At 66.7% G+C, this 16,564-nt stretch carries 15 protein-coding genes; 7 read left to right on the forward strand and 8 right to left on the reverse strand.

What is annotated here, in order from left to right:
* Positions 1-33: 33 nt before the first annotated feature.
* Positions 34-1,311 (reverse strand): FAD-dependent oxidoreductase, encoded by a 1,278-nt coding sequence (locus D7Y61_RS05675; RefSeq protein WP_180865476.1) that lies wholly within the window; start codon positions 1,309-1,311, stop codon positions 34-36.
* Positions 1,312-1,472: 161 nt separating this feature from the next.
* On the opposite strand from D7Y61_RS05675, the gene D7Y61_RS05680 reads away from it, so the two are divergent.
* From D7Y61_RS05680 to D7Y61_RS05690, 3 genes are all read left to right on the forward strand, one after another.
* Positions 1,473-2,234, forward strand: coding sequence for a gamma-glutamyl-gamma-aminobutyrate hydrolase family protein (locus D7Y61_RS05680; protein WP_180865477.1), 762 nt, complete (start codon positions 1,473-1,475; stop codon positions 2,232-2,234).
* Positions 2,231-3,628, forward strand: a complete 1,398-nt coding sequence (locus D7Y61_RS05685; RefSeq protein ID WP_180865478.1) for a glutamine synthetase family protein — start codon at positions 2,231-2,233, stop codon at positions 3,626-3,628. Before D7Y61_RS05680 ends, D7Y61_RS05685 begins: the two co-directional genes overlap by 4 nt.
* 91 nt (positions 3,629-3,719) lie before the next feature.
* Positions 3,720-4,829, forward strand: coding sequence for a polyamine ABC transporter substrate-binding protein (locus tag D7Y61_RS05690; protein WP_180865479.1), 1,110 nt, complete (start codon positions 3,720-3,722; stop codon positions 4,827-4,829).
* Between the two features lie 37 nt (positions 4,830-4,866).
* On the opposite strand, the gene D7Y61_RS05695 is transcribed toward D7Y61_RS05690, so the two are convergent.
* Positions 4,867-6,267 carry a flavin-containing monooxygenase gene (locus D7Y61_RS05695; protein WP_180865480.1) on the reverse strand — a complete coding sequence of 467 codons (1,401 nt, stop codon included), beginning with the start codon at positions 6,265-6,267 and terminating at the stop codon, positions 4,867-4,869.
* A gap of 271 nt (positions 6,268-6,538) precedes the next feature.
* Between D7Y61_RS05695 and D7Y61_RS05700 the strand changes: the two genes are divergently transcribed.
* The 4 genes from D7Y61_RS05700 to D7Y61_RS05715 all read left to right on the forward strand — a co-directional run bounded on the left by D7Y61_RS05700 (position 6,539) and on the right by D7Y61_RS05715 (position 10,874).
* Positions 6,539-7,675, forward strand: a complete 1,137-nt coding sequence (locus tag D7Y61_RS05700) for an ABC transporter ATP-binding protein (protein WP_010486163.1) — start codon at positions 6,539-6,541, stop codon at positions 7,673-7,675.
* Positions 7,672-8,604, forward strand: a complete 933-nt coding sequence (locus D7Y61_RS05705) for an ABC transporter permease subunit (RefSeq protein ID WP_180865481.1) — start codon at positions 7,672-7,674, stop codon at positions 8,602-8,604. Before D7Y61_RS05700 ends, D7Y61_RS05705 begins: the two co-directional genes overlap by 4 nt.
* Complete coding sequence (locus D7Y61_RS05710) at positions 8,601-9,443, forward strand: ABC transporter permease subunit (RefSeq protein WP_180865482.1); 843 nt, start codon at positions 8,601-8,603, stop codon at positions 9,441-9,443. The genes D7Y61_RS05705 and D7Y61_RS05710 overlap by 4 nt, the downstream gene beginning before the upstream one ends.
* 66 nt (positions 9,444-9,509) lie before the next feature.
* Positions 9,510-10,874, forward strand: coding sequence for an NAD-dependent succinate-semialdehyde dehydrogenase (locus D7Y61_RS05715; RefSeq protein WP_180865483.1), 1,365 nt, complete (start codon positions 9,510-9,512; stop codon positions 10,872-10,874).
* A gap of 104 nt (positions 10,875-10,978) precedes the next feature.
* On the opposite strand, the gene D7Y61_RS05720 is transcribed toward D7Y61_RS05715, so the two are convergent.
* From D7Y61_RS05720 to D7Y61_RS05745, 6 genes are all read right to left on the reverse strand, one after another.
* On the reverse strand, positions 10,979-12,001 hold the full coding sequence (locus D7Y61_RS05720; protein ID WP_180865484.1) for a magnesium and cobalt transport protein CorA: 1,023 nt from the start codon (positions 11,999-12,001) through the stop codon (positions 10,979-10,981).
* 6 nt (positions 12,002-12,007) lie between these two features.
* A complete protein-coding gene (locus tag D7Y61_RS05725) occupies positions 12,008-13,258 on the reverse strand; it encodes a DUF4105 domain-containing protein (RefSeq protein ID WP_180865485.1) in 1,251 nt (416 codons plus the stop codon).
* Positions 13,255-14,136 carry an HlyC/CorC family transporter gene (locus D7Y61_RS05730; protein WP_005408827.1) on the reverse strand — a complete coding sequence of 294 codons (882 nt, stop codon included), beginning with the start codon at positions 14,134-14,136 and terminating at the stop codon, positions 13,255-13,257. The genes D7Y61_RS05725 and D7Y61_RS05730 overlap by 4 nt, the downstream gene beginning before the upstream one ends.
* A gap of 64 nt (positions 14,137-14,200) precedes the next feature.
* Positions 14,201-14,749 carry a hypothetical protein gene (locus D7Y61_RS05735; RefSeq protein ID WP_180865486.1) on the reverse strand — a complete coding sequence of 183 codons (549 nt, stop codon included), beginning with the start codon at positions 14,747-14,749 and terminating at the stop codon, positions 14,201-14,203.
* 99 nt (positions 14,750-14,848) lie between these two features.
* Entirely contained in the window at positions 14,849-15,334 is a 486-nt protein-coding gene (gene ybeY, locus D7Y61_RS05740; RefSeq protein ID WP_032130232.1) for an rRNA maturation RNase YbeY, read from the reverse strand.
* Positions 15,331-16,317 carry a PhoH family protein gene (locus D7Y61_RS05745; protein ID WP_180865487.1) on the reverse strand — a complete coding sequence of 329 codons (987 nt, stop codon included), beginning with the start codon at positions 16,315-16,317 and terminating at the stop codon, positions 15,331-15,333. Before D7Y61_RS05745 ends, ybeY begins: the two co-directional genes overlap by 4 nt.
* Positions 16,318-16,564 lie beyond the last annotated feature (247 nt).

Raw genomic sequence — 16,564 nt, forward strand, 5'->3', positions numbered from 1 at the left:
CCTGCACCGATTATGTGGCTGGGAAGGGTCCCGCTACCACAACGCATCCCGCAGCTTGTACCACGACATCGCCGCCACCAGCAGCGGCGTGCGTAGCAGCCGGCCGCCAGGGAAGGGGGCATGCCGCAGGCGCTGGAACACGTCCAGGCGCTGGCTCTGGCCTGCAATGGCAGCGGCGATCACCTCACCGGCCAGCCCGGCGGCGGCCACCCCATGGCCGGAGAACCCCTGCGCGAAGTACAGGTTGCCGTCCAGCCGACCCCAGTGCGGGGCGCGGTTGCGGGTAATGTCCACATAACCGCCCCAGACCTGCTCCAGTGCCACGTCGGCCAGCTGCGGGAACACCTGGTGCATGCGCCGCTGCATCACCCCGCGCAGGCCGGGTGGGGGCAGTGCTGAATAGCTGGCACGGCCGCCAAACAGCAGGCGGTGGTCGTGGCTGAGACGGAAGTAATCCAGTGCCCAGGCGGTGTCGGCCACGGCCATGTTGTTGCCGATCAGGGCACGGGCGCGCTCGGCACCCAGCGGCGCGCTGGCGCCGATATAGGTGCCGACCGGCATGATCCGCCGTTCCAGCTCGGGCAGCAGGCCCTGCAGCAAGGCGTTGCCGGCCACCACCAGATGCGCGGCGCGCACGCTTCCCTGCGCGGTATGCAGGGTGGGCTGCGGTCCGCGCTGCACGCGGGTTACCGGCGAATTCTCGTGGATCACCACGCCGGCCGCGCGCGCTGCATCGGCGAGACCACGGGCATAGGCCAGGGGCTGCAGGTGCGCGCTGAGCGGATCGAACATCGCGGCGCGGTAGCGCGGGCTGTCCAGCTGTGCGCGCAGGGCATCACGGTCCCACCACTGCATGGGGTAGTCGTAGTGGCGGTGCAGATGCTCGCAGTTGGCCCGCAGGTCGCGCTCATGGCGTTCGCGGATGGCGACGCTGGCGTGGCCTTCCACCCAATGGCAGTCGATGCCGTGGCGATCGATGCGTGTGCGCATTGCCTGCACCGCGTCGCGTGACCAGTTGAACAGGTGGCGCGCATCATCATGGCCGAGCTGACGCTCCAGCTCGTCCACCTCGCAGCCATAGCCGACCAGCGCCTGGCCACCGTTGCGACCGGACGCGCCCCAACCGATCCGCTGTGCGTCCAGCACCACCACGCGCTGGCCACGCGTAGCCAGTTCCAATGCGGCGGTCAGGCCGGTATAACCCGCGCCGAGCACTGCGACATCGGCCTGCACATGACCCTGCAACGGAGGTAGTGCGGGCGGTTCGGGCAGGCTGGCGGCATACCAGCTGGGCGGGAAGGCGGCGCTCACCGGGGGCCTCGCGGGCGAAGTGCGGGAGGGGGCAGCGGGAGAGGACGATCAGCATTCACCCGCGTAGTTTCGCCGATGCGTGACCGCCATGGTGTGACGGCACCGACTTGCCGCCTTCGCCGGGCGACGGGTAACGTGTCGGCACGTCAAGGAGTTTTTCCATGCGCCGCCTGCCCTGGGTGGGCCTGCCCACCGACAGTACCGTGCTCGGCCATCATCGTTTCGCGATGGCGGGTGAGAAGTACGCGCGTGCGCTGGCTGAGGCGGCAGAAGTCACCCCGGTGATACTGCCCAGCCTGCAGCCACCGCTGCCGTCCGCCGATTGGCTGCACGGCCTCGATGGCCTGCTGTTGACCGGCGCGGTCAGCAACATCGAACCGCAGCACTACGAGGGCGGTCGCAGCTGGCCGGGCAATCCGCATGACCCGGCCCGTGATGCCAATGCGTTCGCGTTGCTGCGTGAGGCTTTGGCGCAGGACCTGCCAGTGCTGGCGATCTGCCGCGGCTTCCAGGAACTGAACGTCGCGCTGGGTGGCAGCCTGCATCCGCAGGTACACGCGGTGCCCGGCCTGGCCGACCATCGCGAAGACCCGCAGGCGGCGGTGGAGGTGCAGTACGGGCCGGCCCACGCGGTCACACTGGTCGCCGATGGCTGGCTGGCGCAGTGGCACGGCAGTGACCGGACGCAGGTCAATTCGGTGCACGGGCAGGGCATTGCCCGCCTCGCGCAGGGCCTGCAGGTCGAGGCCGTTGCCGATGATGGACTGGTCGAGGCGGCGCGCAGCCTGCACCATGGTTTCGTGCTCGGCGTACAGTGGCACCCGGAGTGGCGTGTCATGCAGGCGCCGTTCTATCACGCTATTTTCCGTGCGTTCGGCCAAGCTTGCCGGCAGCACCAACAGAACCGACTGGATTCCCGATGAGTTCCCGAACGCGCCCGCGCAAGACGGCCACGCCCCCCGCACCGCAGGAAAGCAGCCTGCTGCGCTGGCTTAAGGAGCGGCGCATCACCGAGGTCGAATGTCTGGTGCCGGACATTACCGGCAACGCGCGCGGCAAGATCATTCCCGCCGACAAGTTCTCGCACGACTACGGTACACGCCTGCCTGAGGGCATCTTCGCCACCACCGTCACCGGCGAGTTCCCCGACGACTACTACGAGCTGACTTCGCCGTCGGACTCGGACATGATGCTGCGCCCGGACCCGGACACGGTGCGCATGGTGCCATGGGCGGCCGATGCCACCGCGCAGGTCATCCATGACTGCTACACCAAGAGCGGCGAGCCGCACGAGCTGGCCCCGCGCAACGTACTGCGCCGCGTGCTGGCCGCCTATGCCGAACTGGGCCTGCGCCCGGTGGTGGCACCGGAACTGGAATTCTTCCTGGTGCAGAAGAACACCGACCCGGACTTCCCGCTGCTGCCACCGGCCGGCCGCTCCGGGCGCCCGGAAACGGCGCGGCAGTCGTACTCGATCGATGCGGTCAACGAATTCGACCCGATCCTCGACCTGATGTACGACTACGCCGATGCGATGAAGCTGGACGTGGACACGCTGATCCACGAATCCGGCGCAGCGCAGCTGGAGGTCAACTTCACCCACGCCGATGCGATGGACCTGGCCGACCAGGTGTTCCTGTTCAAGCGCACCATGCGCGAGGCGGCGATGCGCCACGGCGTGTATGCCACCTTCCTGGCCAAGCCGATGGAGAACGAACCGGGCAGTGCGATGCACATCCACCAGAGCCTGGTGCGGGTGAGCGATGGCAGCAACGTGTTCGCCGGCGAGACCCATGCCGAAGGTGAGTTCAGTCCGGTGTTCGGCCACTATCTGGGCGGCCTGCAGAAGTACGTGCCGCAGGCGATGGCCTTCTTCGCGCCGAACGTGAATTCCTACCGCCGGCTGGTGTTCGGCGAGGTCTCGCCGAGCAACGTGCACTGGGGCTATGACAACCGCACCTGCGGGCTGCGCGTGCCGCTGGACACGCCGGAGAACATGCGCGTGGAAAGCCGTTTCGCCGGGTCCGACGCCAATCCCTACCTGGCGATGGCGGCGACCCTGGCCTGCGGCCTGCTGGGCATCCGTGAGCGGCTGGCACCGGACGCGCCGGTCACCGGCAGTGCCAAGGAACTGGGCTACAACCTGCCGCGCTCGCTGGGCGAAGCGCTGGACGGGCTGGAACAGTGCAGCGAGCTGCAGGCGTTGCTGGGCGAGCGCTTCTGCCGCGCCTATATCTCGGTCAAGCGCAAGGAATACGAGACCTTCTTCCGTGTCATCAGCTCGTGGGAGCGCGAGTTCCTGCTGCTGAACGTCTGAGCACCTGGAATAGAAAAATCCGCCGCCGGGGGGTAGGCTGGCACCCGTTGCCGGCCCCGCCGGCCCCCCTTTCCGCATTCTGGAGCACCCGATGAAGCTGCGTATCCTCACGCTCGGCCTGGCCTCCGCCATGCTCGCCGCCTGCAGCGGTGGCAACGGCGGCGCGCAGGACAGCCAGGTCCTGAACGTCTACAACTACAGCGATTACATCGCCGAGGACACCATCCCGACCTTCGAGAAGGAGAGCGGCATCAAGGTGACCTATGATGTGTTCGACAGTGATGAGATGGTCGAGACCAAGCTGCTGGCCGGCAACAGCGGCTACGACGTGGTGGTGCCGACCCTGAACTTCTTCGGCCGCCAGATCCAGGCCGGCGTGTTCCTGCCGCTGGACAAGAGCAAGATCCCGAACCTGGCCAACCTCGATCCGTCGGTGATGAAGCGCATCGCCACCCAGGATCCGGGCAACCAGTACGGCGTGCCGTACATGATCGGCACCACCGGCATCGGCTACAACGTGGAGATGCTGAAGCAGCGCTTTGGCGGCAGCACCGACATCGCCAACAGCTGGGACCTGGTGTTCAAGCCGGAGAACATCAGCAGGATGAAGGACTGCGGCGTGACCATCCTCGACACGCCGGCGGACATGATCCCGATCGCGCTGCATTACCTGGGCCTGGACCCGCACAGCGGTGACCCGGCCGAGCTGCAGAAGGCCGCCGACCTGCTGAAGTCGATCCGCCCGTATGTGCAGAACTTCCACTCCTCGCAGTACGTGGGTTCGCTGGCCAATGGCGGCACCTGCCTGGTGGTCGGCTGGTCGGGTGACATCATCCAGGCCCGTGACCGAGCCGAGGAAGCCAGCAATGGCGTGCACGTGGCCTATTCGATCCCGAAGGAAGGCGCGCCGCAGTGGTTCGACATGCTCGCGATCCCGAAGGACGCCAAGCACCCGGAAGCCGCGTACGCGTTCATCAACTACCTGCTGCAGCCGAAGGTTGCCGCGGCCAACACCAACTTCATCCACTACGCTAACCCGGTGCCGACCGCGACCCCGCTGGTGGACGAGGCGATCCGGACCGACCCGACCATCTACCCGCCGGCCGACGTGGCCGAGAAGATGTTCACCTATTCGATCAACACGCCGGAGACCGACAAGCTCTACACCCGGCTGTGGACCGAGGTGAAGACCGGCCGTTAAGCCGTTCTGGCGCCGCCGGGTCATGCCCGGCGGCTCCTTACTCTGCACCGGAGCCGGTACGCCCGCTTTGGCCCAGGTGCCGCAGGATGGCCGGCAGCAGGTCGCGTGCATCACGGCCGCCGTTGCACAGGAACGATGAGCTCATCCGCTGCAGGTTGTGCATGCCGATGAAGAACAACCCAGGTTGCGGTGAAACGCCGAACTGCCCGAGCGGATAGCCGTGTGCATCCAGCGCGCCCTGCACGTCGAGCCAGGGCCATTCGGCGACAAAACCAGTGGCCAGCACCACCGAGCGGATGCCTGCGCCCTGCAGATCCAGCTCGCATGGCGACGGTTCCGGCTCCCAGTGCAGATAGACCTCTTCGGGAATGTAGCGGGCATCGTCGGTACGCGGTTCGGGCCGCGTGGCGTAGTACGCGCTGGCCAGCGAATCGAGATAGGCATATTCGACACGTGTCGCCTCGATCGCGGCCTGCAGCTGTGGGCGGACATCGGCGAAGCGGGCAACGAACCCATCAAGGTCCTGCAACCGGCCCAGCAGCCTGATGCCGTCGCGATGCATGGCCAACAGGCTGATGGAGCTGCCGCGGCCGGCGTTTCCCTTGCCGGAGATCAGCGGGAACTCTGCAGTGCGCGCCTTGCGCAGCGCATCCGGTTCGCCGGCCAGTACCCCGGCCGTCTGGCCCACGTGCTGATGGATGCGCCCGGCCATGTCCCACCAGGTCATCGAGTCCTTCCCGCGCAGCCGGCGGGTATGCGAATGACGCTTCGCCAGTGACCAGTACACGCTTCGACCACTGTCATTGAGGTCCTGGGCGATCTGCGCGCCGGACTGGCCGCCACCAATGACCAGCACCCCACCTTCCGGCAGCTGCCGGGGATTGCGGTAGTCACCCGAGTGCAGCACCGCGATACCGGGGGGAGGCGCGAACGGCACCCGCGGCATCCGCGCGCGACGGTATTCCCCGGTGGCGACCACCAGGGCGCAGGCGTGGGTCGGCCCCTGGGCGCTGTCGATGATGTAGCCGTCGGGACCGGCGCTGACCCGGTGCACCGCACAGCCTTCATGGACCGGTAGTGACCGCTCGCGGGCGTACCCCCGGAGCCGCTCGATCACCTCGGGGGCACCCATGAAGCCGTCCGGGTCTTCGCCCGCATAGGGATGGCCGTGCAGCGCCATTGTCGCGTTGGCGGTGTTGGTCTGGAACGAATCCCACCGCCGCCGCCAGCTGGAACCGACCGTCTCCGATTCCAGTACGCGATGTTCGACACCGGCCTCCTGCAGGACGGCACTGAGTGAGAGCCCCGCCTGGCCGGCGCCGATGATGACCAACGGTACCCGGTGGGGCAGAGGACCCGGCGGACGCCAGGCGGGGAGGGCGGAGCTGTCAGGGGAAATCACCAGAGTGGATCCATGCAAAGCCTCGATCCGGGGCATTGCGCAGGGGAAGCTCCGGGCATTCAAGAGATCCCGCTCCTAAAAGTGTTGCAGATGGCCTTGACCCCCGGGGTGTCAGGCTGGAGCGGCCGGCCGCGGGTCAGCGGATGCCGGACCCTTTCGCTGGCAAGCGAGGATTGCAGGGGAAAACCGACATCTGACGAGGCCCCAAAGCCGCCCGCCGGCCCTGCCACCCGCTCCCGTCATATCCCCTGCGCCCCCCGGCCGGTAGAATGGCGGCCGCTGTCCACCGCCCGCTCCCGGAGCCCCCATGCCCGTTGAAGCCCAGCCGGTAGCCGCCGTCGTCGACACGACCGGTGCGCCCGGCTATCTCTCCATTCGTGATTTGCGCAAGGAATTCGACGGTTTCGTCGCCGTCGACGACGTCAACCTGGACGTGCGCAAGGGCGAGATCTTTGCCCTGCTCGGCGGCTCCGGCAGTGGCAAATCGACCCTGCTGCGCTGCCTGGGTGGCTTCGAGACGCCCACCAAGGGCAGCATCACCCTCGATGGCCAGCGCCTGGACGCGCTGCCGCCGTACCAGCGGCCGGTCAACATGATGTTCCAGTCCTATGCCCTGTTCCCGCACATGACGGTCGAGCAGAACATCGCCTTCGGCCTGAAGCAGGATGGCCTGGGCAAGGACGCGATCAGCAAGCGCGTCGGCGAGATGCTGGACCTGGTGCAGATGGGCCACCTGGGCAAGCGCAAGCCGCACCAGCTGTCCGGCGGCCAGCAGCAGCGCGTGGCGCTGGCGCGGTCGCTGGCCAAGGGGCCGAAGCTGCTGCTGCTGGACGAGCCGATGGGCGCACTGGACAAGAAGCTGCGCTCGCAGATGCAGCTGGAACTGGTCAGCATCATCGAATCGTCGGGCGTGACCTGCGTGATGGTCACCCACGACCAGGAAGAAGCGATGACCATGGCTACCCGCATCGCGGTGATGGATGCGGGCTGGATCCAGCAGGTCGGCAAGCCCGACGAGGTCTACGAGCAGCCGGCCAACCGCTTCGTCGCCGAGTTCATCGGTTCGGTCAACCTGTTCGACGGGGTGATCGACGAGGACCTGCCCGAGTACGTGACCGTGCGCTCGCCGCTGTTCCCGGCGCCGATCTACATCGCCCACGGCATCACCGGCTATGAAGGGCAGCCGGTCGCGTTCGCGCTGCGCCCGGAGAAAGTGATGATCGGCAAGGACGAGCCGGAAGGGCACACCAACAAGGCGCAGGGCGTGATCGAGGACATCGCCTACTTCGGCAGCCACTCGGTCTACCACGTGCGCCTGCCCAGCGGTGCCAAGGTGCTGGCCAACTTCGCAAACTCGCAGCGCTGGGCCAGCGACGGCCTGACCTGGGGCGACAGCGTGTGGGTGCACTGGCGCGACAACGACGGCGTGGTGCTCACCTCATGAGCGTCGCCGGCCTGAAGCGCTGGCTGCCGGGGCTGCGTGCCACGGTGATCGGCATTCCGTACCTGTGGCTGCTGCTGTTCTTCGCAGTGCCGTTCCTGATCGTGCTGATGATCAGCTTCTCGCTCAGCCGGGTCGGCTCGCCGCCGTATACCTGGCTGCTGCAGTACGCCGACGGCGGCTTCTCGCTGAAGCTGAACCTGGAAAACTACCTGGCGCTGTTCCGCGATTCGATCTATGCCCAGGCCTTCCTGAGCTCGATCAGGATTGCGGCGATCTCTACTTTCCTGACCCTGCTGATCGGCTACCCGATGGCCTATGCCATCGCCCGCCTGTCCCCGGCCGCACGCAACGTGGCGATGATGCTGGTGGTGCTGCCGTCGTGGACTTCGTTCCTGATCCGCGTGTATGCGTGGAAGGCGATCCTGGACCGCAATGGCCTGCTCGACCAGTTCCTGCAGTTCACCGGCCTGCAAACGCTGATGACCAGCCTGGGCCTGCCCAAGCTGCAGCTGATCGATACGCCGACCGCCGCCTACATCGGCATCGTCTACTGCTACCTGCCGTTCATGGTGCTGCCGCTGTACGCCAATCTGGTCAAGCATGACCACCGCCTGCTGGAAGCCGCCTACGACCTTGGTGCCAAGCCGTGGCAGGCGTTCCTGCGCATTACCCTGCCGTTGTCGAAGGCGGGCATCATCGCCGGTTGCATGCTGGTGATGATTCCGGCGATCGGTGAATTCGTGATCCCGGAAATGCTGGGCGGCTCGGAGACGCTGATGGTGGGCCGCCAGCTGTGGAACGAGTTCTTCAACAACCGCAACTGGCCGGGCGCCTCGGCGATGGCGGTGGCGATGATCCTGTTGCTGCTGGTGCCGATCCTGCTGTTCAACCGTTCCCAGCAGCGTCTGCTGGAAGGGAAGCAGGCATGAGCCCGCGCACTGCCAAGGGCCTGGGGCTGGGCGTGCTGCTGCTCGGCTTCGCCTTCCTGTACCTGCCGATCCTGCTGTTGATGTTCTATTCGTTCAACAGCTCGCGGCTGGCGATGGTCTGGGCCGGGTTCTCCACCCGCGCCTACAGTGACCTGTTCGCCGACCGCGCGCTGATGGATGCGATGTGGACCAGCCTGGTGGTCGCATTCTGGACCGCCTGCACGGCCACCGTGCTGGGCACGCTGGCAGCGATGGTGATGACCCGCTTCAAGCGCTTCCGCGGCAAGCCGCTGTTCGGCGCGCTGGTCACTGCACCGCTGGTGATGCCGGACGTGATCCTTGGCTTCTCGCTGATGGCGCTGCTGGCCTCGATGGGCGCGATTCCCGGCTTCCCGACACGTGGCCTGGCCACCATCTGGATCGCGCACGTCACCTTCACCCTGTGCTTCGTCACGGTGGTGGTGTCCTCGCGCCTGCAGGAAATGGACCTGTCGCTGGAAGAAGCGGCGATGGACCTGGGGGCGAGCCGGCTGACCGTGTTCACCCGCATCACCTTGCCGATCATCGCCCCGGCGCTGGTGGCCGGCTGGTTGCTGGCCTTCACCCTGTCGCTGGATGACGTGGTGGTGGCCAGCTTCGTGGCCACGCCGGGCTCGACCACGTTGCCGATGAAGGTGTTCGCCTCGGTGCGCATGGGCATCAGCCCGAAGATCAACGCACTGGCCACGTTGCTGGTATCGGCGGTGTCGATTGCAGCGGTGATCGGCTGGTACATAAATGCGCGTGCGGAAAAGCGCCGCCAGCGCGACCTGCAGCTGGCGCGGCAGGACAACGGCTGACGCCGCAGCCACGCCCGGCTCACGGCCGACGGCGCACAATGGGGATCTTCCAGAAGGAGATCCCCCATGACTGTCGAGATCGTCGACCCGGCCACCGGACAGGTGACGTACCGCCATGAACTGATGGGCGCTGCCGACATCGAGCAGCGCCTGCAGGGCGCCGTCGATGCGTTCCCCGACTGGGCCGCGCGTTCGTTGCAGGAACGTGGGGTGATCCTGCGCCAGATCGCCGCACAGCTGCGCGCACGCCGCGACGATCTGCAGCAGGCGATGACCCACGAGATGGGCAAGCTCAAGGCCGAGGCACTGGCCGAGGTCGACAAGTGCGCCGCCGCCTGCGAGTACTACGCAGATCATGCTGCCGACTATCTCAAGCCGCAGCTGATCGACACCGAAGCCCAGCGCAGCTACGTGCGCTACGAGCCGATCGGCTGCGTGTTCGCGGTGATGCCATGGAACTTCCCGATCTGGCAGGTGTTCCGCTTCCTCGCCCCGGCGTTCATGGCCGGCAACGTGGCCCTGCTGAAACACGCCAGCAACGTGCCGCAGTGTGCCGACCTGATCCTGGCCGTGTGCCGTGATGGTGGCCTGCCGGACGGCGTGTTCGACGTGCTGCACATCGACAACGACCAGGCCGCCGACGTGCTGCGCGACGCACGGGTGAAGGCGGTGACGCTGACCGGCAGCGAGCGGGCAGGGCGCTCGATCGCCTCCAATGCAGGCAGCCAGCTGAAGAAGTCGGTGATGGAGCTCGGCGGCAGCGATGCCTTCGTGGTACTCGACGATGCCGACCTCGACAAGGCCGTGGCGGCGGCAGTGAAGTCACGCTTCGACAACAGCGGGCAGACCTGCATCGCGGCCAAGCGCTTCATCGTGGTCGAGGCGGTGGCCGATGAATTCACCCGTCGCTTCGTGGAGGCAGCAGGCGAGCGGCAGTACGGCGATCCCGATGTGCGCGGCACCACGCTGGCGCCAATGGCGCGCGCTGACCTGCGTGACGAGCTGCACAAGCAGGTGCAGGCCAGCGTCGCCAAGGGTGCACGGGTGCTGATCGGCGGTGAACCGATCGACGGCACGCACGCCGGTTACCCGGCCACCGTGCTGGACCAGGTGGGCCCGGGCATGCCGGCCTACGACGAGGAACTGTTCGGGCCGGTGGCGGCGGTGATCCGGGTCAAGGACGAAGCCGAGGCCCTGCGCGTGGCCAACGACACCCGTTTCGGCCTGGGCGGCAGCGTGTGGACCGGTGATCCGGTGCGTGGCGAGCGGTTCGCCCAGCGAATGGAGTGCGGCGCCGCCTTCGTCAACGCCATCGTCAAGAGTGACGCGCGGCTGCCGTTCGGCGGCAGCAAGCAGTCGGGTTTCGGCCGTGAACTGGCCGAGCATGGCATCCATGAGTTCATGAACATCAAGACCGTCTACGTGGCTTGATACCGAGCGGTAGTGCCGGCCGCKGGCCGGCATTGCCTGGTTGCCGAGCAGCGGCCGGCACTACCAGAAGCGGGTCATGCGCCAGGATCCACGGTCGATACGCTCTACAGCCAGCCCGAACGCTTGAACAACCGGTACAGGCCCACGCACACGCCGCCCACGCCAACGATCATCAGCGGATAGGCCCACGGCTGGTTCAACTCCGGCATGTGGCTGAAGTTCATGCCGTACCAGCTGGTGATCAGCGTCGGCGCCGCCAGCAGCGCGGCCCAGGCACCCAATCGCTTCACCGTCTCGCCCTGTGCCAGCGTCACCAGCGACAGGTTCACGCTCAGTGCGGTACCCAGCATCTCGCGCAGGGTGTCGATCACATCGCTGATGCGCACCGCATGGTCATGCACGTCACGCACGTACAGCTTCACTTCGTCGGGAATCAGATCGCCCTGGTAGCGCCGGATCTGGGCCAGCACGTCCTGCAGCGGCGCCACCGCCATGCGCATCTTGTTCAGTTCGCGCTTGAGCTCGTACAGCCGCACCACCGTGCTGCGCTTGTAGGTGTCGGCGAAGATGTCCTTTTCCAGCAGGTCCAGCGTGTCGCGGAAGCGGTGCACGATGGGCAGGTAGTTGTCGACCACGAAGTCGGTCACCGCATACAGGCAGTACGACGGGCCCATCTTCAGCAGCTGCGGCTCGCGCTCGACCCGCGCGCGTACCGGCGCGTAGGACAGCGAGGCGCCATGGCGCACCGTCACCAGGAAGCGTGGGCCGAGGAAGGCATGGGTCTCGCCGTACTGGATGCGTTCGTCGACCATCTGCGCGGTGGTCACCACCACGAACAGTGAATTGCCATAGGTCTCGACCTTGGGCCGCTGGTGCGCGTTGCGCGCATCCTCGATGGCCAGGTCGTGCAGGCAGAATTCCTCCTGCAGTTTCAGCAGCACGTCTTCGTTGGGGTCGTACAGGCCGACCCAGACGAAGCCGTTGCCGCTGGCAATGACATCGCTGATGGCGTCCAGGCTGATGTCGTGGCGTTTGCCCTCGTCATCGTAATGGACGCAGTTGATGACGCAGGTCGGGTTGGCCGAAGCAGGGGCCGAAGCGGTAGCGGGCAATGACATGCCCGCCATCGTGCGTCAGGGCCGTGTTTCGGACAAGTGAGGACGACGCCCCAGCACCCACGCCAGGGCGACGTGCACCGGCAACAGCAGCACGATCCACTGCACGTTGTACTGTGCCTGCAGGCTCAGCCAGTGCAGCACCAGCGCGGCCACGGCCTGCACCGCCAGCAGCCACAGCACCACCCTGAACATGCGCCCCGGCACGCGCCGACGCAGCATGGCGATCGCACCCGGAAGCAGCAGCACGGCCAGCGGCGAAAGCAGCAGCAGGTTGCGGTTGGCCCAGGCGGCGTAGTGGATGCTGAAGCCCCACAGGAACGCCAGCACGCCGCCGAACAGCGCACACAGCAGCCAGAATGGCAGGGCGAGCCCGGCCAGCAGGCGCGGACGGCGGCGCAGCGCCAGCACGCCGGCGGCGATCACCAGGCCGCACAGCAGCCACGGCCACCAGCGGCGCGCGAATTCCTTCGGCTCCGGATCGATACGGTGCGGCAGCAGTTCCTGTTCGGACTGCACCAGCGGACGGCCATCGCTGTTACGTGCCTGGCGCAGCGCATCGGCCAGGCGCATCGGTACGAAGGCTTCCTGCCAGCGCGACAGCGGCTGGTCGGCGAACGGCCCCAGGCCTACATCGAAGCCCAGCCACATCCACGGTGCCGGCGACGCCAGGCGCACCGATTCACTGCGGTAGGTGTTGCCGCGCGAACGACCGGCCAGTTGCGACTGCAGACCACCACCCAGTGCCTTGTCCACCGTGTCGCGCACCATCGTGGCGCAGTTGGCGGTGTAGTAGTCGTAGTGGTAACGCGCGTTTTCCGGCTTGGCCCGCTCGGCCAGATCGGCAGCGAGCGCACGTGCCTGGTCGGGGCGCAGGTCCAGCCACTGCACGCTGGCACCGCGGCCGGTCTCGTCGTAGTACGACAGGTCCTGCTGCAGCGGCAGCGCCACCAGGTAATACATCATGTCGCCGCGTGCGAAGCGGCTGATGAAATCGTCTTCGGACGGATCGAAGTAGCCGAAGTTGTACGAGGTCGCTTCGCCGCTGACCGGATCAAGCACGACGATGGCGTCGTGGCCGAAGCGTTCGAAGAACACCGTGCCCGGCTGCATGGTCACCACGCCGATGCGCGGAGCAGGGGCTTCGGCGTTGGTCGCGGGTACGGCAGGCGTGGCTGCCGCCGGCTGCGCGAAGGCGGCCAGCGGCAGGGCCGTGGCCAGCACGCACAGTGCCAGCCACACCATGAGGATCAGGCCGCGGCGCTTCAAGCGTCGTCCTGCGCGTCCGGCGGCAGCACGGTCACGTGGAAGGCCTGTACCCGGCGCGCATCGGCGCGGGCCACGCGGAACATGAAGCGGTCCAGCGCCAATTCGTCCCCGACTTCCGGCAGGTGGCCCACGGCCTCGGTGACCAGGCCGCCGATGGTGTCGTAGTCCTCGTCGGAGAAGGTGGCACCGAAGCGTTCGTTGAAGTCGCCGATCGGCGTCAGCGCGTCGACCACGTACTGGCCATCGGACTGGATCGCGATCTGCGCCGACGGATCCTCGGCTTCGTCATGCTCGTCATCGATCTCGCCGACGATCTGCTCCAGCACGTCCTCGATGGTGACCAGGCCGGCGACACCGCCGTACTCGTCCACCACGATGGCCATGTGGTTGCGCGACAGGCGGAATTCCTTCAACAGCACGTTGAGCTTCTTCGCTTCCGGGATCAGCACCGCCGGGCGCAGCAGCTCGCGCACGTTGGCCGGACCGTTGTCGGCCACCACACCGCGCAGCAGGTCCTTGGCCAGCAGGATGCCAAGGATGTCGTCCTTGTTCTCGCCGTGCACCGGGAAGCGTGAATGGCCTGATTCGACCACCTGCTTCATCAGTTCCAGGAAGGGCGCCTCAACCGGCAGCGAGACCATCTGCGAGCGCGAGATCATCACGTCGCCCACGGTCAGCTCGGCCACCGAAATGGCGCCTTCCATCATCTTCAGGGTATCGGCGGCGATCAGACCCTCTTCCTGCGCGGTGTGCAGGACAGCGACCAGCTCGTCGCGGGTATGGGGTTCGCCGGAGAAGGCGGAGGTCAGGCGTTCAAGCCAGCCGCGCTTCTTTTCACTGTGCTCCGCAGGGGAGCTACTACTGTCGTCTTCTGACATCTCTGGAAAAAAGGCACCCGGCAGGCCGGGCGTTGGCCCAAGTCTAGCAGGATGTGGCGGCCTGTCAGTGACTGCTGGTGGCCGGGGCAGAGGCGCCCGGGGTTGCCGCCTCCTCGGGCAGATCCAGGCTGTAGGTGCAGCCGGCCAGGGTCTTGCCGGGGTGGGAGGCCACGGTGGAGACGCTGAGGATGATCGACTCGATCCGGGCCTCGCCGGTCTTCGAGTCGGTCACGTCGCGGCTGACCACTTCGCGGCCGGCCATGAACTTGCCGTCCTGGTCGTAGCCGGTCTCCAGTTCCAGGCGCTTGGCCAGCGGTCGCGGGTCGGGCAGGTCGAGGATCGCCATCACACTGGCGCCGGCCACCGCCACCCGCTCGGTGTTCACGCCGAACACGCTGATCGGCTGGGCCAGGCGGTACTCGCTGATGAACGGGTTGCCCTGCGGCAGCGGCTGCAGGGCCTGTGCCACGGCCTTCAATGGGTCGGCCAGCAGCGGGGCGAGCGTGGCGTGGTCGGCCACGCCCTGGCGGCATTCGATCAGGGCCGGGAGGTCAAGCGCCGCGGCAGGGGCGGACACGGCAAGCAACAGGGGCAGGGCAGTACGCAGCGGCACGAAAGGGGTTCCGTTGTAGAGCCGAGCCCATGCCCGGCTGCATTTCGGTCAAGTCCGGTGGGAGCCGCCGAGCGCAGGCCCGGCGTTGAAATGGTCCGCTCAGCGCTCGCCGGCATACGGATCGGCGATACCGAGCTCGGCCAGGATCTCGCGCTCCAGCTGTTCCATCGCCTCGGCTTCCTTGTCGTCCTCGTGGTCCCAGCCGAGCAGATGCAGCACACCGTGCACGGTCAGGTGCGCATAGTGGGCATTGAGCGCCTTGCCCTGTTCGTCAGCCTCGCGGGCCACTACCGGCGCGCAGATCACCAGGTCGCCCAGCAGCGGGAACTTCACGCCCTTGGGCAGGCCTTCAGGCACTTCGGCCGGGAAGCTGAGCACATTGGTGGCGTAGTCCTTGCCACGGTAATGCCGGTTCAATGACTGCCCTTCCTTGGCGTCGACCACGCGGATGGCCAGGTCGGCCTCGCGGATCCGGCCCTTCAGCGCGGCGGCCACCCACTTGCGGAAACTCACCGCGGCCGGCAGGCCGGCACGCGGCAGGGCATAGCTGACGGCGACGTCCAGTCGCACGGGACCACGGGTCATGGAGTTGCTCCAGGTTGGATCTGATGCAGGTCGCGGCGATCGTAGGCGCTGACGATGCGCGCCACCAGCGGATGGCGGACCACGTCCCGGGATTCGAAGAAGGTGAAGCTGACGCCTTCGACGTCGCGCAGCACATCGATGGCATCGCGCAGGCCGGACTTCACATGCTTGGGCAGGTCGGTCTGGGTCAGGTCACCGGTGACCACGGCAGTCGAGCCGTAGCCCAGGCGGGTCAGGAACATCTTCATCTGTTCGATGGTGGTGTTCTGCGCTTCGTCCAGGATCACGAACGCATCGTTGAGCGTGCGGCCGCGCATGTAGGCCAGCGGCGCGATCTCGATGACGTTCTTTTCCAGCAGCTTGACCACTTTTTCCACGCCCATCATCTCGTACAGGGCGTCGTACAGCGGGCGCAGGTAGGGGTCGACCTTCTGGCTCAGGTCGCCGGGCAGGAAGCCCAGCTTCTCGCCGGCTTCCACCGCCGGGCGCACCAGGATCAGGCGCTGTACCCGCGATTCGTTCAGCGCTTCGACCGCGCTGGCCACGGCCAGGAAGGTCTTGCCGGTACCGGCCGGGCCGATGCCGAAATTGATGTCATGGGTGGCGATCTGGTGCAGGTAGCGGCCCTGGTTGGCACCGCGGCCACGCACCGTGCCGCGCTTGACCTTGATCGCCACGTCCTGCGCTTCATACGAGCGCTCGGCGATCTGCTCGACATTGGCCTGCGCCAGGCGCAGATGGATGGCGTGGTTGTCGAACGTGGTCTCGGCGCTCTCGGCATACAGCGCTTCGACCAGCTTCTGTGCCTCGGCGATGGCCTCGCCGGGCCCGCTGATACGGAACACGAAGCCACGGTTGGCGATTTCCACGCCCAGTTTCAGTTCGATCTGTCGCAAATGACCGTCGAACGGGCCACACAGGTTGGCCAGCCGCTCATTGTCTTCCGGCGACAGGGTGAAGTCTCGGTGCTCGATGCTTTTCATTGCTCGGGGTGGGGCGGACGCCTTCCACCGCAGTGTCTTCAAGGGGAAACAAGGGTAGCGCGCGGGTGCGCGGACGGCCAGCACGGGCGCGCGATGGAGTTCTCCACACCGGGTGTGGACGGTACCTGCGCAAACCTGTGGATAGACCTCGCCAATGCTTGTGCCACAAGCTGTATGAGCCGGTGGTGAAAAAAACGTCACGACGGCCGGGAAGGGTGGGGTGCCGGAAACTTGACGGTAGCCCAGT

Origin of the sequence: Stenotrophomonas maltophilia (genome assembly GCF_013464485.1) — a bacterium.
Lineage (GTDB): Bacteria > Pseudomonadota > Gammaproteobacteria > Xanthomonadales > Xanthomonadaceae > Stenotrophomonas > Stenotrophomonas maltophilia_AW.